This is a genomic window from Sinorhizobium terangae, assembly GCF_009601505.1.
GTDB classification, from domain to species: Bacteria; Pseudomonadota; Alphaproteobacteria; order Rhizobiales; family Rhizobiaceae; genus Sinorhizobium; species Sinorhizobium terangae.
In genome coordinates this window covers 18,103-40,698 of record NZ_WITC01000004.1, presented here as the reverse complement: position 1 = coordinate 40,698, position 22,596 = coordinate 18,103, and the positions used below count along the sequence as shown (strand labels likewise).

Below are 22,596 nucleotides of genomic sequence, written 5' to 3'. Positions count from 1 at the left end.
ATCGTGCTTTCCGAAAATCGGGTCCGATTTTCGGGCCGATGCGCTAGGACCAAAACTGGTCGAGCCACAGGTTCAGCTTGTCGAAGCCCGGCTTGTGGATCGCATAGATCCGCCGCGTTCCGCTCGATGAAACCGACACGAGATTGCAGTCGAGCAGCGCCTTCAGGTGCTGCGACACTGCCGGGCGGCTAATCGGCAGGCCTTCGGCCAGTTCGTTCACGGTTTTCGGTGCGCGCCTGAGTTCCTCCAGCAGGTAGCGCCGGTTCGGATCCGCGATGGCATCGAATGGGTCCGCAATGGTCATGGGCAGACGTTAAGCGAATTCTCCATAAGCGGCAAGAAAATTGTGCGGTGCGGTATGTGGTTGCTTCGCAGCATTTCCGGACGCCTCAGCCGCCCGACACGAGGCTGGTAAGACCGTCCCAGACAAGTCTTGATCCGGCGATAAAGGCCATCGTGTACATGAACGGATAGAAAATCTGCGGCTTCATCCGCCGGACGATCCAGGCGCCGCAGGCCGTCGCCACCATCGCCAGCGGGAAAAGCGTGGCCGATGTCTTCAGGTTGCTGATATCGAGCTGGCCGAGGGCGAAATATGGAATGAGTTTCACCGCATTGAGGATCGCGAAGAAGCGCACGATGGTGCCTGTATACTCACGCGGTGCGAGCTTCAGCGGCAATGCATAGATCTGAAAAGGTGGGCCGCCGGCATGGGCGACGAAGCTGCCGTAACCGGCAAGGGAGCCCCAGAGCGCGGCGGGGCCGGCGCGCTGTTTCTTGGGGCTGATCGGGGCGCCACTGCGACTGCGCCAGACGGTATAGACATAGCGCAGCACGAAGACGACCGTGATGAGGCCGATGATCAGCCTCAAGGCGTCGCGCGGCACATAGGCGGAGGTCGCCCAGCCGATGGCGATGCCGGCGATCGCGCCGGGCAGCAGCATCGTGAGGGTTTCCCGGTCGCCATGTTTGCGCCAGATCCACAAGGAGACGATATCCATGGCAATGAGGATCGGCAGCAGCAGCGCGGCCGCCTGGACAGGCGATACCGCCATCGACAGGATCGGAACCCCCATCAACGAAAGCGCTTCGCCCATGCCGCCCTTGCTAAGGCCTACGAGCAGGACTGCGGGGATGGCGACGAGATAGAAGTCGAAATCGGGAAGCATGGGTGGCGGTTGATCCTTTTGTCATCTCCGTCTATCGGTTTTCCCGAACGAAATCGAGTGGCGGCTTCGCTCCTACAGCGCCGCGCGCCCAATCGGACGCGCCAAGATCGCTGTAGCACTTTGAAGTGCTGCATGATTTTGTCCTTAAAAGGAATCATGCAATGAGCGGGTGCCGCCAGGAACGGATACTATGAGCAATGTAGAAAACCGCTGCCGCCTTGTGCTGGTCGTGCCGGACATGCCGGATCTCGCACAGCGTTCGAAGGTGCTTGCCGGCGCTTTGCGGGGAGGCGACGTGGCTTCCGTCATCCTGCCGCAATACGGCCTCAGCGACGCCGAATTCCAGCAGCACGCCGAGCTCTTGGTGCCGGTGATCCAGAAGGCGGGGGCTGCGGCGCTGATCGAAGGTGACACGCGCGTCGCGGGACGTGCCAAGGCGGATGGCCTGCATATCGTTGGGGGCGCCGATGTCCTCGGCGATGCGATCGAAAAGCACACGCCGAAGCTGATCGTTGGCGGCGGCAATGCTTCCGACCGCCACCATGCGCTCGAAATCGGCGAACTCAGGCCGGATTACATCTTCTTCGGTCGCACCGACGGTGATATCAAGCCGGAGCCGCATCCGAAAAATCTGGCACTTGCCGAATGGTGGGCGTCGATGATCGAAATCCCCTGTGTCGTCATGGGCGGCACGGACCCGCAATCGGTGCTCGCGGTTGCCGAAACGGGGGCCGAATTCGTGGCACTTCGCCTCGCCGTCTTTGGCGAGCCGGAGCAGGCGCCGGCGGTCGTCGCGGCCGTCAACGCGCTGCTTGACGAAAAAGCGCCACGGTTTGAAGATTAAGACGGTCCGATGTTGAGCCGCTTGTCGTCGAAGCCTGGCCGGGCTGCAGTCCTCTTTATGGCCGTCGCACTTGCGGCGGTGCCGACTCGCGCGCAGCAGCCGGCGACGGGCGTGCCGGCGGAGGATGGAGTCGCGGACGAGGGGACTGTGCCAAAGCGCGGCCGGATCACACCCTTCAACGGGGCGATCGTGCCGGAAGGGGCGGCTCCGCAGCAGAAGCCCGAGACAGGCGCGGCAAAAAAAGCGAAGGCCGGAGACGGCAGCACGCCTTCGGAGGGCGTCAATGTCTTCGATCGCATGGGCGCGCAATTGCCGGCGCTCCCGGCAGAAAAGCCGTTCACCGGAAAAGTGGACGATGCCTATGGCGCCTTCCAGCGCGGCTATTATCTGACGGCAATGGATCTTGCGCTGCCGCGGGCGCAGCTCGGCGATCCCGCTGCCCAGACGCTGGTTGCATCGATCCTCGAACAGGGTCTTGGCGTTGCGCGCAACGCCAAGGAGGCGGCCTTCTGGTACGGACAGGCTGCCAATAACGGCGATCCGGCCGCCATGTTCAAATATGCCCTGATCCTGATGGAGGGGCGCTACGTCAAGCGCGACAGGAAGAAATCCGAAGAGCTTATGAAGAAGGCGGCCGATCTCGGCAATGCCTCGGCCCAGTTCAATTACGGGCAAACGCTGGTTGCCGACATGCCGGGCGAGAAGGGCCTTAAGGCGGCGATGCCCTATTACGAGAAATCCGCCGAGCAGGGCATCGCCGATGCGCAATACGCTCTCTCGCAGATTTACATCAATGTCGACGGCATAGAGGAGAACAAGCGCGCGCGTGCCCGCGAATGGCTGCTGCGCGCCGCCCGCGCCGGCTTTGATACCGCGCAGCTCGACATCGCCATCTGGTTCGTCGAAGGGATCGCCGGCGACCGCAACCTCGAAGAAGGGTTTGCCTGGATGAAGCGCGCGGCGGAAGGCGGCAATGTCGTCGCGCAGAACCGGCTGTCGCATCTTTATGTCAATGCGATCGGCACGCGCCCGGATCCGGTCGAGGCGGCAAAGTGGTATGTGCTGTCGCGTCGCGCCGGCCTCAAGGACGATGCGCTCGAGGACTTCTATCTCGGCCTCAACGAAACGCAGCAGAAGTCGGCGCTCGCGGCTGCGAACAAGTTCCGTTCCTCGTGAGGCAGGTCTCCGCCAAGGCGGTTGTCACTGGCGTCGATGGCTGCAGCAATGCTATTTCGCTTGAACTTCTGCGGCTTTTGTGGTCTTGAAGCCGCGGTTTTGTCCGCGGCTTGCTCATTTCCTAATTCAGCCCGGCGGACGGAGTGACTTCACTCGGTTTTTTGACGACGAAACCCGCAGCTTCGCTCGCGCCGTGCGCGACATCGTGCGGGATACGTCAGACAGGTTCAATGTCCGGCTCGAGATGGCTCGGCCGGCCTTCGCTATCATAAGGATCGCCACATGGCCCGTTCTGCCCTTCTCAATGTCATGGTCCAGGCCGCCTTCAAGGCCGGCAAGTCGCTGGCGCGCGATTTCGGCGAAGTGCAGAACCTCCAGGTCTCGCTGAAGGGACCGAGCGACTATGTTTCCCAGGCCGACCGCAAGGCCGAACGGATCATCCGGGAAGAGCTGTTGAAGGCGAGGCCGACCTATGGCTTCCTCGGCGAAGAAGGCGAGGAAATCAAGGGGACCGACGGCGCGCATCGCTGGATCGTCGACCCGCTCGACGGCACCACCAACTTCCTGCACGGCATCCCGCATTTTGCCGTTTCGATCGGGCTTGAGCGTCAGGGCGAAATCGTCGCTGCCGTCGTCTTCAATCCGGCAACGGATGAACTCTACACCGCAGAGAAGGGCGGTGGTGCCTTCCTCAACGATCGCCGGCTGCGCGTCGGCGCTCGCAAGAACCTTTCGGACGCCGTCATTGCCACCGGGACACCGCATCTCGGTCGCGGCAATCACGGCAAATATCTGATCGAACTTCGCCATGTCATGGGCGAAGTCGCCGGCATCCGGCGTTTCGGATCTGCCGCGCTCGATCTCGCCTACGTGGCCGCAGGCCGCTATGACGGCTATTGGGAGCGGGACCTTGCCGCGTGGGATATTGCGGCCGGCATCCTGCTCATCCGCGAAGCCGGCGGCTGGGCAACCGATGTCGACGGCGGCAGCAAGCCGCTCGAGGACGGCTCGGTCGTTTGCGGCAACGAATACATCGCCAAGGCGCTGCGTGACGTGATCCATCGCCCGGTTCCGGCGAAGTAGCCAACGGCCCTCTCCCGAGCCTTGCAGTCTCAGGTGCGTTATGCGTCGGGGGCATTCGTTTTCCCTTCAATTTGGCGCAAAGTTCCACTAGTCTCCGGGCCAGCGGTGCCGTGCTGCTGCCGACGATGCAAATTCTCGAATCGCTTTCGAGAAATGCTTCGGTAATTCAAAGTGTTGCGGCACCCTTGCGTGTCTGAGGGCGCGCGGCGCTGGAGTGAACCCGGGAGTCTGGCTAACCTATGACGAAACTCAATCTGTCCGGATGGAACGGTCGGGAGAGCGTGGAAGAGAACTATAATCCGCACAAGCTTTCGAGCCCCATGCCCTATTTCTGGACGATGGTCCTTTTCCTGATCATCGTTGGTTTCGTCGCCGCCATTCTCTTCAGGCAGGCCCGTGAAGCCTTCGCCGGCAATCCAGGCCTCAATGGGCTCATTCTCGGCGTCCTGCTCATCGGCATCCTGCTCGCCTTCAATCACGTCCTGGGCCTGAGGCCGGAGGTCCGCTGGTTCAACTCCTTTCGTGCCGCCGGAAGCGCCGACAAGGTCGGACGCGACCCGGTCCTGCTCGCGCCGATGCGGTCACTGATCGGCGGTCGCCAGACGACCGCGATTTCCACAATCGCGTTGCGCTCGATTCTCGATTCCATTGCCACGCGTCTCGATGAGTCGCGCGACATAACCCGCTATCTCGCCGGCCTTCTGGTCTTCCTCGGCCTGCTCGGGACCTTTTGGGGCCTGCTCGGCACGATCGGTTCGATCAACACGGTGATCCAGTCCCTGGACGCCGGTACCGGCAGCACGGAAGATTTGCTGAGCTCCCTGAAGAACGGCCTGTCCGCGCCGCTCACGGGCATGGGAACGGCCTTTTCCGCTTCGCTCTTCGGGCTTTCCGGATCGCTGATCGTGGGGTTTCTCGATCTGCAGGCCGGCCGCGCCCAGAACCGCTTTTACACGGAACTCGAAAACTGGCTTTCCTCGGTGACCGACGTCGGTTCGGGAATCTCCTCGCCGATCAGCATTGCCGCGGAGCCGCCCATCGAAGAGCTGCGCCGGCTGACCGATCAGCTCACGCGGCTCAATCAGGAGGGTGGTGCAAATCAGCGCACGACGGCCGCAATGGCCTCATTGGCCGAGGGCATCCAGGGGCTCGTCAAGAATATGCGCGGCGAGCAGCAGATGCTCAGAGACTGGATCGAAGCGCAGCAGGAGGAAGCGAAGGCGATGCGCAAGACGCTCGACAAGCTGACGTCGCGGATCGGCCAAGCCGAGAGGATCGCGGTGCATGGCGACAAATCGATTGCGCAGTTCCGCCGCGTAGACGAGAGCGGAGGCGACTGAGCCCATGGCCCTCGCCCGCAAAGGTCGCAGTCACCGAACGATTGATTATTGGCCGGGCTTCGTCGACGCGCTGTCGACGTTGCTGATGGCGATCATGTTTCTCTTGAGCGTCTTCGTGATGGCGCAGTTCCTGCTCGGACGGGAAATCAGCGGCAAGGACGAGGTGCTGAACCGCCTGAACAGCCAGATCAACGAACTGACGCAGCTTTTGGCATTGGAAAAGAGTGGCAAACAGGATCTCGAGGATTCACTTGCCAACCTCCAGGCCTCGCTTGCCCAGTCCGAGGGGGAGCGCTCGCGGCTGCAGGCGTTGCTCAATCAGGGCGCCGGCAGCGCTGAAGCGGCGAACCAGAAGATCGGCCGACTCGGATCGGAGCTTGCATCCGAGAAGGAGGTCAGCGCCCGCGCAATGAGCCAGATCGAGCTTCTCAATCAGCAGATTGCCGCGCTGCGCAGCCAGATCGCCGCCATTGAAGGCGCCCTTCAAGCGTCGGAGGCAAAGGATCAGGCATCCCAGGCCAAGATCGCGGATCTCGGCCGCCGCCTGAATGTCGCGCTTGCTCAGCGGGTGCAGGAGCTTAACCGCTACCGGTCCGACTTTTTCGGTCGCCTGCGGGAAATCCTTTCCGACCGCGAAAACATCCGCATCGTCGGCGACCGCTTCGTCTTCCAGTCGGAAGTGCTCTTCCCATCGGGCAGCAGCGACCTCAATCCGGAGGGCCAGGCGGAGATGGCGAAACTCGCCACGGCGCTTCTTGATCTCGCGAAAGAAATCCCCGCCGAGATCAACTGGGTCCTGCGCGTCGATGGCCATACCGACAATGTGCAACTGTCGGGATCCGGCCGTTTTGCCGACAACTGGGAACTGTCGTCCGCCCGCGCGACATCGGTGGTGAAGTTTCTGATGTCCAGGGGCGTGCCTGCGGACCGGCTGGTGGCTGCGGGGTTCGGCGAATTTCAGCCCATTGCCGAGGGTGACAATCCTGAAGCTCGGGCACAAAACCGGCGCATCGAGCTGAAGCTGACCGAGAAATAGCGGCGGGCCCGAGCCCTTGAATTGACCTTGACGTCTGCGTAACAGTTACGTCGAGGGATGCGGGGAGGGCGCCTTTCATGGATTGTGATGTCCTGGTCATCGGCGCGGGCCTTGCTGGACTCGTGGCGGCGTCCGAAGCTGCGGCCGGTGGCCGCAAGGTGATCGTTCTCGACCAGGAGGGGGAGCAGAATCTCGGTGGCCAGGCTTTCTGGTCGCTCGGAGGACTGTTCTTCATCGACAGTCCCGAGCAGCGGCGCATGGGGATTCGCGATTGCCGCGAACTCGCGCGCCAGGACTGGATGGGCTCGTCGCAATTCGACCGGCCGGAAGATCACTGGCCGCGGCTCTGGGCTGACGCCTATCTCGACTTCGCCGCCGGCGAGAAGCGCTCCTGGCTCCATTCGCTTGGGCTTCGCTGGTTTCCGGTGGTCGGCTGGGCCGAACGCGGGGGCGGGCTTGCCCACGGCCATGGCAATTCGGTCCCGCGCTTTCACGTGACTTGGGGCACCGGCCCCGCCGTTCTCGAACCCTTTGTCCGACTGGCCCGGCAAGCGGAAAGCCGCGGCCTGCTGCGGTTCCGCTTCCGCCATCGGGTGGACGAGTTGGTGACGACCGATGGTGTGGTGACGGGCGCCCGCGGGACGATCCTCAAGGCGGATCCGGTGGCGCGGGGCGAGCGCAGCGCCCGAGACGTCGTCGGCGACTTCGAGATCTCGGCAGGAGCGGTCATCGTGAGTTCCGGAGGCATCGGCGGCAATCATGAGCTTGTACGCCGAAACTGGCCGCGCAAGCGCCTCGGGCAACCTCCGGCGACCATGGTAAGTGGCGTACCGCATCACGTCGACGGCCGTATGCTCGAAATTGCAGCCCGAGCGCGCGGCTCCGTCATCAACGCCGACCGCATGTGGCACTACACCGAGGGCCTCAGGAATTTCGCCCCGATCTGGCCGGATCACGGCATTCGCATTCTCCCGGGGCCGTCCTCGTTCTGGTGCGATGCCGACGGCAACCGCTTTGCAGCACCGGCGATGCCGGGTTTCGACACGCTCGGCACTCTGGAGGCGATCCGGCGCAGCGGACACGACTACAGCTGGTTCATCCTGACGAGAGCGATCATCAAGAAGGAATTCGCCCTTTCCGGATCGGAGCAGAATCCCGATCTCACCGGCAAGAGCGTCGCACTTCTCCTGAAGCGGCTTGGCAAAAATCCGCCCGGCCCGGTACAGGCCTTCATGGACAAGGGCGAGGACTTCGTCGTCCGCGACCGGCTGGAGGATCTCGTCGAGGGGATGAACCGGCTTTCCGGCGAGAACCGGCTTTCGGCTCCACATCTCAGGGCGCAGATAGAGGCGCGCGACCGTGAGATCGCCAACCCTTTCTCCAAGGACGCCCAGGTGACCGCTATCCGCGGAGCGCGGGCCTATCGCGGCGACCGGTTGCTGCGAACCGCAAGGCCCCACCGTCTTCTTGATCCGAAGGCCGGACCGCTGATCGCCGTTCGGCTGCACATCCTGACGCGCAAGACACTTGGAGGACTTCAGACCAACCTCTCCGGCCAAGTGCTGGAGCTTTCCGGCGAGCCGGTGCCGGGGCTCTTCGCCGCAGGCGAAGTGGCGGGCTTCGGCGGTGGCGGCATGCATGGCTACAACGCGCTTGAGGGGACCTTTCTCGGCGGTTGTATCTTTTCTGGCCTCGCCGCGGGGCGGAATGCGGCTAAGGAAGTTTGAGCCCGTGATTGCCCCTGTCCTTGGGTTTAGCCCGAGGACTAACCCTCTCCCCGCAAGTGGGGCGAGGGGACTGCATGATTTCATGCAGCCATTCAAATTGTTACAGCGACCTTAGCGCGTCCGATTCGACGCGCGGCACTGTAATGCGCTCGCCGCTTGTCCCTTCTCCCCGTCGAAACGGGGGAAGGTTGCGGCAGCGGGATGAGGGGCGATAGCGCGAACGCTTGCCTCAAAGCGTCAATCCATCTGGATGTTCGCGTCACGTACCACAGGCGTCCACTTCTCAAGCTCCGCCTTGACATGCGCCGCCAATTCCTCAGGCGTCGAGCCGACGATCTTGGCGCTGAACTCCTCCATGCGCTTCTGGACAGCCGGATCGGCAAGCGCCTTTTTCGCCGACTCGTTCAATCGCGCGATCACCGGTTGCGGCGTGTTGGCCGGCGCAAAGAGCGCATTCCAGGTATAGGTCTCATAGCCCGGAATACCGGATTCGGCGATGGTAGGAATATCGGGGAACGACGGCGCGCGTTCGGCAGTCGTCACCGCGAGCGCCCGCAGGGTCCCGGCCTTGATGTGTCCGGATGACGAAGGAAGGTTGTCGAACATGATCGGGACCTGATTGCCGATGACGTCGTTCAGCGCCGGCCCGGAGCCCTTGTAGGGGATGTGCTGCATCTCAACGCCGGCCATCTTCTTGAAGAGCTCGCCCGAGAGGTGGAGCGGCGTTCCGTTGCCCGACGAGGCGTAGCTGTATTGGTCCGGCGCCGCCTTGAGCAGGGCGAGCAGTTCCTGGACATTCTTGGCCGGCAGTTCCGGATTGACGACCAGTACGTTCGGAACGATCACGAGCAGCGAGATGGGTGCAAAATCCTTCTCGGGATCATAGGGCTTTGTCTTCAGGATCAGCGGGTTGAGCGCGTGCGTCGCGACCGTGGCCATGAGGATCGTGTAGCCGTCGGGGTCGGCACGCGCGACATTGGCCGCCCCGAGATTGCCGCCGGCACCCGCCACGTTCTGGACGACCACCTGCTGGCCGAGATCCTCTGACATCTTCTGGGCGATGATTCTCGCGACTACGTCGGTCGAGCCACCGGCAGCAAAGGGGACAACCAGGGTTATCGGCCGGTCCGGAAACTCCTGCGCTTGCGCCGTCGTGCCAAGGCTCAGCGCGGAAAGCGCCGTCAGGCCGAGCGCGATAGCGCCGCGGCGGGTCAGTCTCGTAAATGCCATGCGGAAAATCCTCCCAAACTCGTCGTGGCGATGCCGGCTGCGAAGGGCCGGCCCTTTAAGAATAGGGTCCGGCTCCCGCTGTGCAATGGCGCAGAGTGGATCAGCCGCGGTTGGACGACGAAAGTCTAAGCGCGGCGCATCCAATGGGAATGGATTGCTGCGCGCTTGCTCCCCTCTTATGCATGTCGTTGCCGCAAAACCGCTACGCACTTTTGGGCGACATGCACTAAAGCGCGTCGCCTTGTCATGCGACGCGCTTTAGGTCCTTGTTTTTATGCATGTCGTTGTCCCAAAACCGCTACGCACTTTTTGGGCGACATGCACTAAGATCGCGCTGCGACGAATAGCGCTTCCGCGCCGTGGTCGAACTGCAGTCGGGCGAGTTTCGCGTAAAGGCCGCCTTGGCGGATCAGCGAAGCATGGGTGCCTTCCTCGACGACGCGGCCATGATCCATGACCAGGATACGGTCGGCCTTGAGCACGGTCGCCAGCCTGTGGGCGATGACAATGGTCGTGCGCTGCCGCATCAACCCGTCGAGCGCCGTCTGCACCAATGTCTCACTCTCGGCGTCGAGTGCTGAGGTTGCCTCGTCGAGGAGAAGGATCGGTGCGTTCCTGAGGATTGCCCGCGCGATCGCGATGCGTTGGCGCTGGCCGCCGGAAAGTGTCACTCCGCGCTCGCCGACCTGAGTGTCATAGCCCTGGTCCAGCCTTGCGATGAATTCGTCGGCTTGTGCGGCGACGGCGGCTGCGCGCACGGCTTCCCGGCTCGCATCCGCTGCACCGAAGGCGATGTTGTCGTGCACGGACGTGGCGAAGACCGTCACGTCCTGCGGCACGATGGCGATGCGGTCGCGCAAATCCTTCGGGTCGGCACTGCGGGCGTCGATACCGTCGACGGTGACGGCACCTTTGACCGGATCGTAGTAGCGCAGAAGCATCGAGAAGACCGTGCTCTTGCCCGCGCCCGAGGGGCCGACGATCGCCACGGTTTCTCCGGGCTTGACCGCAAAATTCAGGCCGTTGAGGCTCTTGTAGTCAGGTCTGGCGGGATAGGCGAAGTGGACATCGGTAAACGCGATGGCGCCCTGGGCCGGCACCGGCATGGCGACCGGGTGCTCGGGCGCCTGGATCTGCGGCACTTCGGTCAGCAGTTCGTTGAGGCGCTCGGCGGCACCTGCCGCCTGCGAGAGTTCGCCCCAGACTTCCGAGAGCGCACCGAGGCTGCCGGCGGCGAAAACCGAATAAAGCAGGAACTGGCTGAGCGTGCCCGCAGAGAGCGTTCCAGAAAGCACGTCGCGCGCGCCGAACCAGAGCACCGCGACGACGCTGCCGAAGACCATGGTGATGGCGAAACCGGTAAGGATCGACCGCGCCCGGATCGCGGCGCGGGCGGCACCATAGGCGTCTTCCACCGCGCTGCCAAAATGCCGGTTGGCACTTTCCTCACCATTGAAGGCCTGGACCGTGCGGGCTGCGGCGATTGCCTCGCCGGCATAGGCCGAGGCCGTGGCAAGGGTGTCCTGCGCCTGGCGCGAACGCCGGCGGACGGATCGGCCGAAACCGACGAGGGGAAAGACGATGATGGGGATCGCCGCAAGCACGAGGCTCGAAAGCTTCGGGCTGGTATAGATCATCATGCCAATGGCGCCGAGACAGAGGATCAGATTGCGCAGCGCCACCGAGGCGGTGGCGCCGACGGCTGACTTGATCTGCGTCGTGTCGGCCGTCAGGCGCGAAACGATCTCTCCGGACTGGTTGACGTCGAAGAAGGAGGCGGAAAGCTGCGTGACCTTCGCAAAGACCTCGCGGCGGAGATCGGCGACAATGCGCTCGCCGAGCGAGATGACGAAATAGTAGCGCGATGCGCTGGCAAGGGCGAGCACGACGGCCAGCACCATCAGCATGGAGAAATAGGTGTTGATGAAGCCGGAATCGGAATTGGAGAAGCCGTTGTCGATCATTCGCCGAACGGCCATCGGCAAGGTCAGGGTGGTGATTGCGGCGAGTGTCAGCGAGATCGCCGCTCCGATCACCAGCCGGCGGTATCGCGCGAGGTAGGGCAGCACTGTGGCCAGCGGGCGAATGGATCTGCGAGCTGGCGGTTGGTTTTCTCGTCTGGACACATGACCCCCGATCGCCTACAGGCCGTGCGTCCGATCGGACGCGCTAAGGTCGCTGTAGCACCTTGAAATGCACTAGCGTGGAAGGCCTTCTTTATAAGTCTTCCGCGCGGCACTTGTTATCCCGCAGACCTTCATGTATAGGCACGGCATCGAATTGGGGAGCCGCGGCCCAAGAGCGGTCTGCGGCTCCATTTACGTGTTCGGTCCCAAAGTCGCAATGCCTTGCGACAATTGGACCCTGGAACTCTAGGAAGATTGTTATGAAGGCAGACATCCATCCCGACTACCACATGATCAAGGTGGTCATGACCGACGGCACCGAATATGAAACCCGCTCGACCTGGGGTGCGGAAGGTGCCACCATGAACCTGGAAATCGATCCGAAGTCGCATCCGGCCTGGACCGGCGGCAACCAGCAGCTCGTCGACCGCGGCGGCCGGGTTTCCAAGTTCAAGAAGCGCTTCGAAGGCCTCGGCCTCTGATCGCTCGCCCTTTACGGCGTGTTCGAAGCCCGGCTCTGCCGGGCTTTTTTGTTTGCGCGCAGCAATGGCCCCAAAACGAAAACCCGGCGCGCGGCCGGGTTCAAGATTGTCAGGGACGATCAGCGCGTCGCTATCAGTTGGTGCCGAAGGCGGTTTGCAGCAGCTTGATCTGCGCCTTGACGCCGTTCTGGTTGTCCGGAACGAAGGTCGTCGCCTCCTGCGGCCGGTAAATCTCGCGGTCGAGTAACGCGACACGGTTCTGCAGGCGGAGCGATCGTTCGATCAGATCGCGGAACATCTCGGGGAGATCGTTCCAGCCCGGCGCGTTGCGATCGACGTTGAAGCTGTCGAGGCGCACCTTGCTCTTTTCCGAGAGAACCTGATCGCGGCTCATTTCGCCGTTGTTGACGGCACGCTGAAGCAGAAGCCAGGAGGCCATCTGCATCAGCCGCGTGGTAAGCCGCATAGACTCTGCGGCGTAGAGCACCGAGGCCATGCGGGGCAGCGCCTTGGAGGCAAGACGGCCAGGTCCATCGAGATAGCTCGCGGTTTCCTCGACCAGGCCCATGCCTTCTGCATAGAGCGCCTTGAACTGCGCCGAGGACGCAGCGTGTCCCGCGAAACTGACGGTATTCAATCCTCTCTCGGACATGGCCTGTTTTCCCTGGTTCAAACGCATCACGGTCGGGTAACGGGCGACTCCGGGAAAAGCTCCCCTGGCCCCCTCTATGGTTGAAGAATGATCCCTTACCGCATTCCGCGCAAGGGTATTCTTAAGAAAGGGTTAATCTCCACAATTCTTTGAAATGCCCTGTTTGCTCCCGCTTGATTCCCCAGATCGGAGTCGATTCCGCGGACAAAATCATTCGGCAATTCCAAGTGCTTCAGCGTCCTTTGCGTGTCCCAAGGACGCGCGGCGCTGAAAGACAAAAAAAGAGCCGCGGAAAGCGGCTCTCAAGGTAAAACAGGGAGAAATCAGACCCATTCGCCAGTCGGAGAAAATGTCTGAGTCCGGGGGAACCGGATAACTCGACAATCGCCGAAAATGCTTAATTTGCCGTTAAGTTGCGTTTATTTCGGGTCACGAAGCAGGAAGCGCGCGTGCGCAAGGCAAATCGCTTCCGCGCCGTGATCGATTCTGATGAGTTGAGACGCGGAATGCAGGCGGAGAACCGCACACTTTTCCTCATCCCGCTCTAGCGAAAGAGCTTGTCGGCCGCGGACCGGCTCGCCGACTTGCGCTCCCGTTCGGCCTCCAATCGCGCAATTTCCTCCGTCAAGAGCGCGATGCGCGCCGTCAGTTCATCGACCGAGAGCAGCGACAGATCGCTGCCGATCTCGTGGGCTGTCTTCTTCTTTGGGAGGTCGTCGTCAAACAGGCTCATTCGATCTCTCCTCTTCCTCGGGGTTGTCGCTGACATCCTCCTCGCGCAGTTCGTCAAGGGGCGCGGCGCGCGGCGAAAGCTGCAGGCTTTCCGGCGTCGTCGGCGTACCGGCATTGACCGGCGAGAAGGCGTCGCGCTCGGCGACCGGAACCGGCGCGCGGCGGCGGCTGCGAACCATCGCGTAGGCCGTGATTAGCATATGCGCGCAAGCCGTGATCATGAACAGGCCGTAAGGTCCCGTTGCGGTCATGATCGGCCCACCGATCGTCGGGCCGATGATCGTGCCAATGCCGTAGAGCAGCAAGAGGCCGCCCGAAACCTTGACGAATTCTTCCGGCGTGGCGAAGTCGTTGGCGTGGGAGACCGCGATTGGGTAGAGGGCGTTGGCGGCGGCACCGTAGATGGCGATCAGCGTCAAAACGATCCAGACCTGGCTCGGTTCGACGAGGAAGATCAGGAGGCCCGCAAGAGCGCCGATGCCGGCCAGCACAGCCAGCACGTAGCGGCGGTCGACACGGTCGGAAATACGGCCCGCAGGCAGTTGCATGACGGCTCCCGAAAAGATCGCCACGCTCATCATCGTCGCGACGGTGCTGTCGGAAAGACCGGCCTGGCGGCCGAAGACGGCGCCAAGCGTGCCGAAGGCGCCGTTCGCGATGCCGACCAGAAGGATGCCCAGAAAAGATACCGGTGAATTGCGATAGAGGCCGCGCAGATCGAGCCGGACCTGTTTCAGCGGTTGCGGCGAGGCAGCCTTGGAAAGCAGCGTCGGCAGCATTGCGACGCAATAGAGAATGCCGCAGATCATGAAGAAGAAGGTCGTAGACGTCTCGCCGAAAGGGATCATCATCTGGCCGCCGACGACACCGAAAAGCGTGATCGCGATGTAGAGCGAGAAAATCACGCCGCGGCTTTCATTGGTGGCGCGTTCGTTCAACCAGCTTTCGATGATCATCGACGTCCCGGCGGTCGAGAAACCCGTGACCGCGCGCAAGACAACCCACCAGATGGGATCGACCAGGATGCCGGTCAACAACGAGATGATCGCTATCAGGGCCGTAAAGACACTGAAGGCGCGCACGTGCCCGATGCGCTTGACGACGTTCGGGCCTAGAAAGCAGCCGAGGACGAAGCCGGAGGCCCAGGACGTGCCGAGAAGGCCGAGAATGGTTGTCGGGTATCCCTCGGCCGTGCCGCGCACCGGCAGGAGCAGACTCTGCAGACCGTTTCCAAGAAAGAGAAACAGGGTGCCAGCCAGGAGCGCAGCGACGGGAAGCAGGTTCTTTCTCATCATCAATCCGAAAATCGTTCTGCTGTCAGCAAGCTAGGGGCGAGTTCCCGCAATTGCCAGCCGGATTTTGTGCTACCCGTCATTGCAAATCGGTGGCGGAAACAATAGCCCTCTATGCGACGAAAAGTGACGGCGGTATGACGCTGGCGAGAGGGACGAGAAAAAGTGCATAAGCGTCTTCCGCCCCATCCCTTGTGGGGGCATCACTGCGGAACTCTGCGGGAATCGAATGAATGTCGAAAATCCTGATGGCACTCTTTCTGCTCGCGATGTCTGTTCAAGTCATCAAGCCGCTCGGCCTTCCGGGGCTGCGGCAACGACGCGATTTCTGGAAGATCGCCGTTTTCGCGATCGCGGTGATGATGATCACAGTGCTTGTGCGGCCGTAGTAGGTCGTTTCATTGATGCGCTTTCCTCTGCCGCGCCTCGGACGTAATGCGGCAGCACCCGGACTGGTTGAGGCTCACGAAACCGTTCCATTTGAAACAGATCCGCCTTTGGCGGCTGTGCTACGGAGATGCGGTAGTATCCACACGACATCCGGTGCATAAAAGGATAAGTTAGCTTGTTCGGACACAAGATGAAAATCGAGGGTCTCTTGGAACGTCGTCTGACCGCCATCCTCGCTGCCGAAGTCGTGGGTTACAGCCGTCTCATGGGTACCGATGAGGCCGGCACGCTGGCAGCAATGAAAAGACATCGCCGCGAGTTCCTGGAGCCCAAGATTGCAAACCACAAGGGACGTGTCGTCAAACTTGCGGGTGACAGCATGCTCGTCGAATTCTCGAGCGTGGTGAATGCGGTCGCTTGCGCGGCAGAAATTCAGCGCGGCATGCTCGCAAGGAACGAAGGACTGCCAAGGAACAGGCGCATCGAGCTCAGGATCGGTGTTCACCTCGGCGATGTCATCGTCGAAGACGGCGACATTTTCGGTGACGGCGTGAACGTTGCGGCGAGGCTCGAAGGCTTGGCCGAGCCCTCCGGCATCGCGGTTTCTGCCTCGGTACGCGATCACGTCGGCCCGCGGCTCGACCTCGGCTTCGTGGACAAGGGCGAGCACGCATTGAAGAACATTGCCCCGAGTGTGCGCGTCTACACCATCTCCTTCGGCGACGTGGCTGCCCAGAAGCCAGCGGAGCCGGTCGCCGTCGCGGTGGAACCCGGCTATGAGCTTTCGGTTGCGGTTCTGCCCTTCACGAACATGAGCCACGACCCGGAGCAGGAATATTTCTCCGACGGCATCACCGAGGACATCATCACCGATCTCTCGAAGATCTCGCGCCTTCATGTCGTCGCCCGGAACACCGTCTTCACCTACAAGGGCAAGCCGGTGAAGGTGAAGCAGATCGCCCAGGAACTCGGCGTTCGCTTCATTCTCGAAGGCAGTGTCCGCAAGGTAGGCGAGCGCGTCCGCATCACCGGCCAGCTTATCGACGCGCAGACCGGAGGGCATCTTTGGGCCGACCGCTACGACCGCGAACTCACGGACATTTTCATGATCCAGGACGAGATCACGCACGCGATCGTCGACCAGCTCAGGATCAAGCTGCTGCCGGAAGAGAAGAAGGCGATCGAGAGCGATCCGACCACCTCCGTGGAGGCCTATACCTACTACCTTCGCGGCCGCCAGTTCTCGCGTACCTGGACCCGGCCCTACCTTCTGCTCGCGCGCCGGATGTTCCTGAAGGCTGTCGAACTCGATCCGAACTATGCCCGTGCCTATGCAGGCATAGCCGAATGCGAATGCGCGATCCGAGACTGGCACGAAAAGGATTTTCCGCTCGAGAGCATTTTCGAGATGAGCGCCAGGGCGCTGGCCCTTGACCCAAACCTGGCAGAAGCGCACGCCTCACGCGGGTTGGCATTGACCCACGACGGACAAACGGAGGAGGCGGGCCGTGAGTTTCGCCAGGCTCTGGCGCTAGAGCCTTCGCTCTACGAGGCGAACTTGTACTATGGCCGTTTCCTGTTCGCACAGGGTCGATTTCAAGAAGCAATCGGCTTCTTCGAGCGTGCGGCCGGGATCCGACCTGACGACTACTTTTCGCCAATTCATTTGATGGGTTGCTATTTCTCACTCGGCATGGAGCCCGAGCGCCAGCGCTGGGCACGCATCGGCATCGAACGGGCGAAAAGAGCGCTGGAGCGGCACCCGGAAAACGCCAGCCCGGCCCATCGCGGTGCACTGGCGCTTGCGCATATGGGCGAAGCCGAGAGCGCCAAGGAATGGGTGGCCCGCGCGCTGGCGATCGACCCGGACGATGTTGTTGCGCAATACAATGCCGCCTGTGTCTATTCGCTTCTCGGCGAGGGCGAGCGCGCGCTCGATCTCCTCGAGACGGTCGTGCCGCAGAGCTCGAGCTACCACCTCCACTGGTTCAAACACGATTCGGATCTCGACCCCATTCGCGACCATCCCCGCTTCCAGGCGCTCCTCGACGCGATCGAGGACTGCGAGGGTGCACCCCGCTGAACGTCATAGCTCGATCGATCCGTGCATCGCCGTCACGCACTCACCCGAGACGCTGACCTTGCCGACCGTGCCCCCCTGCTTGCTGACGGTAACCGCTATCAGACTGCGCCGGCCCATCTCGACGCCCTGTTCGATCGTGAGTTCGATTTCGGCATCGTCCTCCGGATGAAGGGAGACGAGATAGGCGCCGAGTGCGGCGGACGCGCTGCCGGTTGCCGGGTCTTCGATGACATTGTCGAGTGGCGCGAACATGCGGGCCCTTATCCGCCATGGCTGGTGCTGTTTGCGCGCGTAGAGGAACAGGCTGAAACTGTCCTCGGCCAGCGGATAACGGCCATTCGCCTCGTGAAAGGCGCTGACGTTCGGACGCGCCGTTGAGAGCGTTTCCACGTCCCGGACTTCTGCAACGGCGAAGGGAAGCCCGACGGAAATCCGCACCGGCGGGTGGCGGCGATCGCTCACGCTTGCTACGGGGAGCGAGGCACAGGCGGCGATGGCCGCTGCGTCGATCGCAGGGCCGACGAGAAGCTGCTGCGGCGCGACAATGCGCGCGCCGGTAACAACGCCATCGCGGTCAAGGAGAGCCACCTCAACCAGCCCGGCCTTTTCCTCGAAACGCAGGCGGTCGCCCGGCAACTTGCCGAAGATTTCCGATTGCCGACCGAGCACGTAGGCAGTGCCGACATTCGGATGTCCGGCAAAGGGCACTTCGGTCGTGGGCGTGAAAATGCGCACGCGAGCGGTGTTTGCGGGATCGTCCGGCGGAAGAACAAACGTAACTTCGGAATAGCCGAATTCCGTGGCGATCGCCCGCATCTGACGATCGCTCAGCCCTCGCGCGTCCGGGATGACGGCAAGCTGGTTTCCGGCAAAGCGTTCGGAGGTGAAAACATCGACAGTGACGAAGGAAACGGTTGGCATTGCAGGCTCCTGCTCGATCGAAGCAGGATTTAGAGCCGTTTGCGAGTCGCCTGAAACAGCGAACTTGTCTCCATGACAATTGCCTCACCGCGAACCTCAGGGCGGACGGCGCCCATGCAAAGCCCGGCGACATCGCTGCCGCCGGGCCTTCTAACGCTCTTTCTGGTTGCGCTTCGGGTTGTCCGAAACCACTCCCACTTTCGGTCCATGCGGTCGCCGCTCAAGCGGCCTTTTCGAGGTCCTTCTTCCAGGTGCCCTTGGCCGCGAGGCTGCACATCTTCGCGCGATGGGTAAAGGCGCGCTGGCCGGCGGCAACATTTTCCGCCTTGCCGTTCCAGGCGTTCAGCGCCTCCTGCTGCAGGGCGCGGCCATAGGAGAAGGTGAGCTTCCAGGGCAGGTCGCGTATCGTGTTGATGGCGGAGAGATGCGCGGTTGCTTCTTCCGTCGACTGGCCGCCGGAGAGGAAGGCGATGCCGGGAACGGCGGAGGGCACGGTGCGCTTCAGCACCTTGACCGTACGCTCGGCCACTTCGCTGACGGACGCCTTGCGCGCCTTCTTGCCGTCGATGACCATGCTCGGTTTCAGGATCATGCCTTCGAGCTTCACGCGTGCGTCGCCGAGTTCTTCGAAGACGGTGCGCAGCACCCATTCGGTGACCTCTTCCGAGCGCTCGATCGAATGATCGCCGGGTGCGCCGTCCATCAGCACTTCGGGCTCGACGATCGGAACGATCATCGCTTCCTGGCAGAGTGCGGCGTAGCGGGCCAGAGCGTGGGCATTGGCCTTGACCGAACCCCAGGTGGGAAGGTCATCGGACACGGCGATGACGCCGCGCCATTTGGCGAAGCGGGCGCCGGCTTCGTAATATTTCGCAAGCCGTCCCGCGAGGCCATCGAGCCCTTCGGTGATCGTCTCCTTGGCAAAATAGGGCATCGGCTTGGCACCGGTGTCGACCTTGATGCCGGGGATCGAGCCGGACTTGCGGATGATTTCGACGAGCGGCGTGCCGTCGGCCGCCTTCTGGAACAGCGTTTCCTCATAGAGGATGACGCCGGAAATGTAATTGCGCATCGCCTCATCGGACCGCAGCAGCATCTCGCGATAGTCGCGGCGCGAGGTCTCGGTGGATTCCAGTGCGATGCTGTCGAAGCGCTTCTTGATTGTTGCGGTCGACTCGTCGGCAGCGAGCACGCCTCGGCCGTTCGCGACCATGGCAACCGCAATATCTTCCAGTCTTTCGCTCATGTTTTTTCTCCTTAGACAGCGCCGATCACCAACGGAGCGGGCGACGAATGAAAACAAGTTCGGTCTGAGGCGCAGCTTACGTCCGCCGCGTTCCGAATAATGGCGCGATAACAGAAGAAATTGTCCGGGAAAATGGCGCGAAAATCGACTGAAACGATTTAAATTATTTTAATCGTTTGAAATATCATAATTATTTTTGCGTCTCCGACCCGGGCGACGCATGCGCCCGGGTCGGAGGCTTGCTTCACTTCTGTTGGTTGAGGATGTCGACACCCGGCAGCGGCTTGCCTTCCATCCATTCGAGGAAGGCGCCGCCGGCCGTCGAAACATAGGTGAAATCGTCCGCGACTTCGGCGTGGTTGAGGGCCGCGACCGTATCGCCGCCGCCGGCGACGGAGACGAGCGAACCGGCCCGCGTGCGGGCGGCCGCATGCTTGGCGGCGGCGACGGTCGCCTTGTCGAAGGGTGCGATCTCGAAGGCGCCGAGCGGGCCGTTCCACACCAGCGTCTCGGCGCGGGAGATCCAGTCGTTGATCGCGCTGACCGATTTCGGGCCGACATCGAGCACCATGGCGTCGGCCGGGATCGCCTTGATGTCGACGACCTCGTTGTCAGCACCCGCCTTGAACTCGCGCGCGACAACGCCGTCTTCCGGCAGCACGATGGCGCAACCGGCCGCCGACGCCGCGGCGATGATCGCCTTTGCCGTGTCCGCAAGATCATGCTCGCAGAGCGACTTGCCGACATCGATGCCCTGTGCCGCAAGGAAGGTGTTGGCCATGCCGCCGCCGATGACGAGGGCGTCGACCTTCTTCACCAGGTTCTGCAGGAGGTCGATCTTGGTCGAGACCTTGGCGCCGCCGACGATCGCGACGACCGGGCGCCTCGGATTGCCGAGACCTTTTTCGAGGGCTTCGAGTTCAGCCTGCATCGTGCGGCCCGCATAGGCCGGGAGGTGATGCGCGAGACCCTCGGTGGAAGCGTGGGCGCGATGAGCGGCGGAGAAGGCGTCGTTGACGTAAAGGTCGCCATTGGCGGCCAGTGCCGTGACGAAAGCCGGATCGTTCTTTTCCTCGCCCTTGTGGAAGCGGGTGTTTTCGAGCAGGAGCACATCGCCGTCGTTCATCTCGGCAACGGCATTGGCAGCCTTGTCGCCGATGCAGTCGGCGGCGAAATGAACGCGCTGGTCGAGAATTTCCTCGACGGCGGGCGCGATTGTCTTCAGCGACATGTCGGCGACCGGCTCACCCTTAGGACGGCCGAAATGGGCAAGCAGGATGACCTTGGCGCCCTTTTCGGAAAGCTCGCCGATGGTGGGGGCGACACGCTCGATGCGGGTCGTGTCGGTTACCTGGCCATCCTTGACCGGCACGTTGAGATCGACGCGCACGAGCACGCGCTTGCCGGCGATGTCGGTCAGATCGTCGAGTGTCTTGAAAGTCATCAGATAGTCTCCGGTGATAGTCTCTGGAAAAGGGTGGGATAGTCGATGACGAGGCCGTCCTCGTCCACGGGCAGGTCCGCGGCAAAGCTGCGGTCCTCGGCCTCGTAGCGGTAGAGCTTGAAATCATCGAGGCAGGTATAGTGTTGTCCGTCCACAATCGGCTCGAACGTATTGAACGGTACGTAGAGCATCTTGAGCCTGACGGTGCCGGACCGGCGGGTGAGACCGAGGCGGCGGATCGGCAGCGTGTTGGTGAAGGGCGTCCCGGCGAGATCGATATCGATGCAGCCGTCGAATTTAGGAAGGGCAGCGCCTCGCGCCGTAGCCCATTTGCCCGGGGCATCCGAGCGCAGATGCAGGCTCCGACCGTCTGTCGTGTCGACGATCAACTTGCGGACCAGCCATGTCTCGTCGCAGTCAACCCGGTAGCGCACGCCGTAGGGCACACCGCCGCGGTTGCCGATGAGAACGCCAACGGCGCGGATGACCGCGCCGTCAGGAGTATCTGTTGATGTCAGTGTCAGGTGTTCGAGCCCTTCCCCTTCCAGCGGACGCCAGCGGACCGTCGTTGGAGAAAGGGCGCGAAACATCTGAGTTAGATGAGCTTGGCGAAGGCCACCGCCGTGTCGGCCATGCGGTTCGAGAAGCCCCATTCGTTGTCGTACCAGGTGAGGATACGGACGAAGTTGCCTTCGATGACCTTGGTCTGGTCGATCGCGAAGATCGAGGAGTGGCTGTCATGGTTGAAGTCGCGCGAAACGAGCGGCTCTTCCGTGTAGCCGAGAACACCCTTCAGCGCGCCGTTTGCGGCAGCCTTGATGGCGTTGGTGATTTCCTCCACCGAGGTGTTGCGCTTGGCGACGAACTTAAAATCCACAACCGAGACGTTCGGGGTCGGAACGCGGATCGACGTGCCGTCGAGCTTGCCCTTCAGTTCCGGCAGAACCAGGCCGACGGCCTTGGCGGCGCCGGTCGATGTCGGAATCATCGACAGAGCGGCTGCGCGGGCGCGGTAGAGATCCTTGTGCATCTGGTCGAGCGACGGCTGGTCGTTCGTGTAGGAGTGGATCGTAGTCATGAAACCGTGGTCGATGCCGACAGCGTCATTCAGCACCTTGACGACCGGAACCAGGCAGTTTGTCGTGCAGGAGGCGTTGGAGATGACCAGATGATCCTTCGTCAGCTTGTCATGGTTGACGCCGTAGACGACGGTCAGGTCGGCGCCGTCGGCCGGGGCCGAGACGATGACGCGCTTGGCGCCTGCTTCGAGGTGGGCGGCCGCCTTGTCGCGCGCGGTGAAGATGCCGGTGCACTCCATCGCGATGTCGACGCCGAGTTCCTTGTGCGGCAGCGTCGCCGGATCCTTGATCGCCGTTACCTTGATCGGCTTGCCGCCGCCGACGGTGATCGTGTCGCCTTCGACCTTGACTTCGGCCGGGAAGCGACCGTGGATCGAGTCATAGCGCAGCAGGTGAGCGTTGGTCTCAACGGGGCCGAGATCGTTGATGGCGACGACTTCTATGTCGGTGCGGCCGGATTCGACGATCGCGCGGAGCACGTTGCGGCCAATGCGGCCAAAACCGTTGATGGCGACTTTCACTGTCATATCGGGTCCTTCCCTAT

21 protein-coding genes are annotated in these 22,596 nt (G+C 62.2%); 9 read left to right on the top strand and 12 right to left on the bottom strand.

Annotated features, from left to right (window positions below; genetic code table 11):
• Window positions 1-43: 43 nt before the first annotated feature.
• Both GHK62_RS00540 and GHK62_RS00535 read right to left on the bottom strand, forming a co-directional pair.
• Window positions 44-304, bottom strand: coding sequence for an ArsR/SmtB family transcription factor (locus tag GHK62_RS00540; protein ID WP_153436425.1), 261 nt, complete (start codon window positions 302-304; stop codon window positions 44-46).
• An 85-nt stretch (window positions 305-389) separates the two neighbouring features.
• Window positions 390-1,169 (bottom strand): sulfite exporter TauE/SafE family protein, encoded by a 780-nt coding sequence (locus GHK62_RS00535; RefSeq protein WP_153436424.1) that lies wholly within the window; start codon window positions 1,167-1,169, stop codon window positions 390-392.
• 190 nt (window positions 1,170-1,359) lie between these two features.
• Between GHK62_RS00535 and GHK62_RS00530 the strand changes: the two genes are divergently transcribed.
• The 6 genes from GHK62_RS00530 to GHK62_RS00505 all read left to right on the top strand — a co-directional run bounded on the left by GHK62_RS00530 (window position 1,360) and on the right by GHK62_RS00505 (window position 8,375).
• Complete coding sequence (locus GHK62_RS00530; RefSeq protein ID WP_153436423.1) at window positions 1,360-2,013, top strand: thiamine phosphate synthase; 654 nt, start codon at window positions 1,360-1,362, stop codon at window positions 2,011-2,013.
• 9 nt (window positions 2,014-2,022) lie between these two features.
• Window positions 2,023-3,189: a tetratricopeptide repeat protein gene (locus tag GHK62_RS00525; protein ID WP_153436422.1), complete on the top strand. Its 1,167-nt coding sequence runs from the start codon at window positions 2,023-2,025 to the stop codon at window positions 3,187-3,189.
• Between the two features lie 282 nt (window positions 3,190-3,471).
• Complete coding sequence (locus GHK62_RS00520; protein ID WP_153436421.1) at window positions 3,472-4,272, top strand: inositol monophosphatase family protein; 801 nt, start codon at window positions 3,472-3,474, stop codon at window positions 4,270-4,272.
• Window positions 4,273-4,511: 239 nt separating this feature from the next.
• Window positions 4,512-5,612, top strand: a complete 1,101-nt coding sequence (locus tag GHK62_RS00515; protein ID WP_153436420.1) for a MotA/TolQ/ExbB proton channel family protein — start codon at window positions 4,512-4,514, stop codon at window positions 5,610-5,612.
• A 4-nt stretch (window positions 5,613-5,616) separates the two neighbouring features.
• Window positions 5,617-6,648: a peptidoglycan -binding protein gene (locus GHK62_RS00510; protein ID WP_153436419.1), complete on the top strand. Its 1,032-nt coding sequence runs from the start codon at window positions 5,617-5,619 to the stop codon at window positions 6,646-6,648.
• Between the two features lie 77 nt (window positions 6,649-6,725).
• The gene (locus tag GHK62_RS00505) at window positions 6,726-8,375 is read left to right on the top strand and encodes an FAD-binding dehydrogenase (protein ID WP_153436418.1); all 1,650 of its coding nucleotides are present in this window, start codon (window positions 6,726-6,728) and stop codon (window positions 8,373-8,375) included.
• A gap of 237 nt (window positions 8,376-8,612) precedes the next feature.
• Here GHK62_RS00505 and GHK62_RS00500 read toward each other — a convergent pair whose 3' ends face one another.
• The gene (locus tag GHK62_RS00500) at window positions 8,613-9,605 is read right to left on the bottom strand and encodes a Bug family tripartite tricarboxylate transporter substrate binding protein (protein ID WP_153436417.1); all 993 of its coding nucleotides are present in this window, start codon (window positions 9,603-9,605) and stop codon (window positions 8,613-8,615) included.
• Between the two features lie 323 nt (window positions 9,606-9,928).
• Window positions 9,929-11,731 (bottom strand): ABC transporter transmembrane domain-containing protein, encoded by a 1,803-nt coding sequence (locus GHK62_RS00495; protein WP_184108575.1) that lies wholly within the window; start codon window positions 11,729-11,731, stop codon window positions 9,929-9,931.
• 260 nt (window positions 11,732-11,991) lie between these two features.
• On the opposite strand from GHK62_RS00495, the gene rpmE reads away from it, so the two are divergent.
• Window positions 11,992-12,213, top strand: a complete 222-nt coding sequence (gene rpmE / locus GHK62_RS00490) for a 50S ribosomal protein L31 (protein WP_153436416.1) — start codon at window positions 11,992-11,994, stop codon at window positions 12,211-12,213.
• 133 nt (window positions 12,214-12,346) lie between these two features.
• On the opposite strand, the gene rcdA is transcribed toward rpmE, so the two are convergent.
• From rcdA to GHK62_RS00475, 3 genes are all read right to left on the bottom strand, one after another.
• Entirely contained in the window at window positions 12,347-12,865 is a 519-nt protein-coding gene (gene rcdA / locus GHK62_RS00485; protein ID WP_153436415.1) for a protease adaptor protein RcdA, read from the bottom strand.
• A gap of 544 nt (window positions 12,866-13,409) precedes the next feature.
• On the bottom strand, window positions 13,410-13,598 hold the full coding sequence (locus GHK62_RS00480) for a DUF1192 domain-containing protein (RefSeq protein ID WP_153436414.1): 189 nt from the start codon (window positions 13,596-13,598) through the stop codon (window positions 13,410-13,412).
• Window positions 13,585-14,889 (bottom strand): MFS transporter, encoded by a 1,305-nt coding sequence (locus GHK62_RS00475; RefSeq protein WP_153436413.1) that lies wholly within the window; start codon window positions 14,887-14,889, stop codon window positions 13,585-13,587. The genes GHK62_RS00480 and GHK62_RS00475 overlap by 14 nt, the downstream gene beginning before the upstream one ends.
• Before the next feature lie 233 nt (window positions 14,890-15,122).
• On the opposite strand from GHK62_RS00475, the gene GHK62_RS00470 reads away from it, so the two are divergent.
• Window positions 15,123-15,278, top strand: a complete 156-nt coding sequence (locus tag GHK62_RS00470) for a hypothetical protein (RefSeq protein WP_153436412.1) — start codon at window positions 15,123-15,125, stop codon at window positions 15,276-15,278.
• A gap of 176 nt (window positions 15,279-15,454) precedes the next feature.
• On the top strand, window positions 15,455-17,362 hold the full coding sequence (locus tag GHK62_RS00465; RefSeq protein WP_153436411.1) for a TPR end-of-group domain-containing protein: 1,908 nt from the start codon (window positions 15,455-15,457) through the stop codon (window positions 17,360-17,362).
• Window positions 17,363-17,365: 3 nt separating this feature from the next.
• Here GHK62_RS00465 and GHK62_RS00460 read toward each other — a convergent pair whose 3' ends face one another.
• The 5 genes from GHK62_RS00460 to gap form a co-directional block, all read right to left on the bottom strand.
• Window positions 17,366-18,283, bottom strand: coding sequence for a PhzF family phenazine biosynthesis protein (locus GHK62_RS00460; protein WP_153436410.1), 918 nt, complete (start codon window positions 18,281-18,283; stop codon window positions 17,366-17,368).
• Window positions 18,284-18,503: 220 nt separating this feature from the next.
• Window positions 18,504-19,529, bottom strand: a complete 1,026-nt coding sequence (locus tag GHK62_RS00455) for a class I fructose-bisphosphate aldolase (RefSeq protein WP_153436409.1) — start codon at window positions 19,527-19,529, stop codon at window positions 18,504-18,506.
• Window positions 19,530-19,773: 244 nt separating this feature from the next.
• Window positions 19,774-20,973 (bottom strand): phosphoglycerate kinase, encoded by a 1,200-nt coding sequence (locus GHK62_RS00450; RefSeq protein ID WP_153436408.1) that lies wholly within the window; start codon window positions 20,971-20,973, stop codon window positions 19,774-19,776.
• Window positions 20,973-21,563, bottom strand: coding sequence for a putative glycolipid-binding domain-containing protein (locus GHK62_RS00445; RefSeq protein ID WP_153436407.1), 591 nt, complete (start codon window positions 21,561-21,563; stop codon window positions 20,973-20,975). Before GHK62_RS00445 ends, GHK62_RS00450 begins: the two co-directional genes overlap by 1 nt.
• A gap of 5 nt (window positions 21,564-21,568) precedes the next feature.
• Window positions 21,569-22,579, bottom strand: coding sequence for a type I glyceraldehyde-3-phosphate dehydrogenase (gap, locus tag GHK62_RS00440; RefSeq protein ID WP_153436406.1), 1,011 nt, complete (start codon window positions 22,577-22,579; stop codon window positions 21,569-21,571).
• Between the last annotated feature and the right edge of the window lie 17 nt (window positions 22,580-22,596).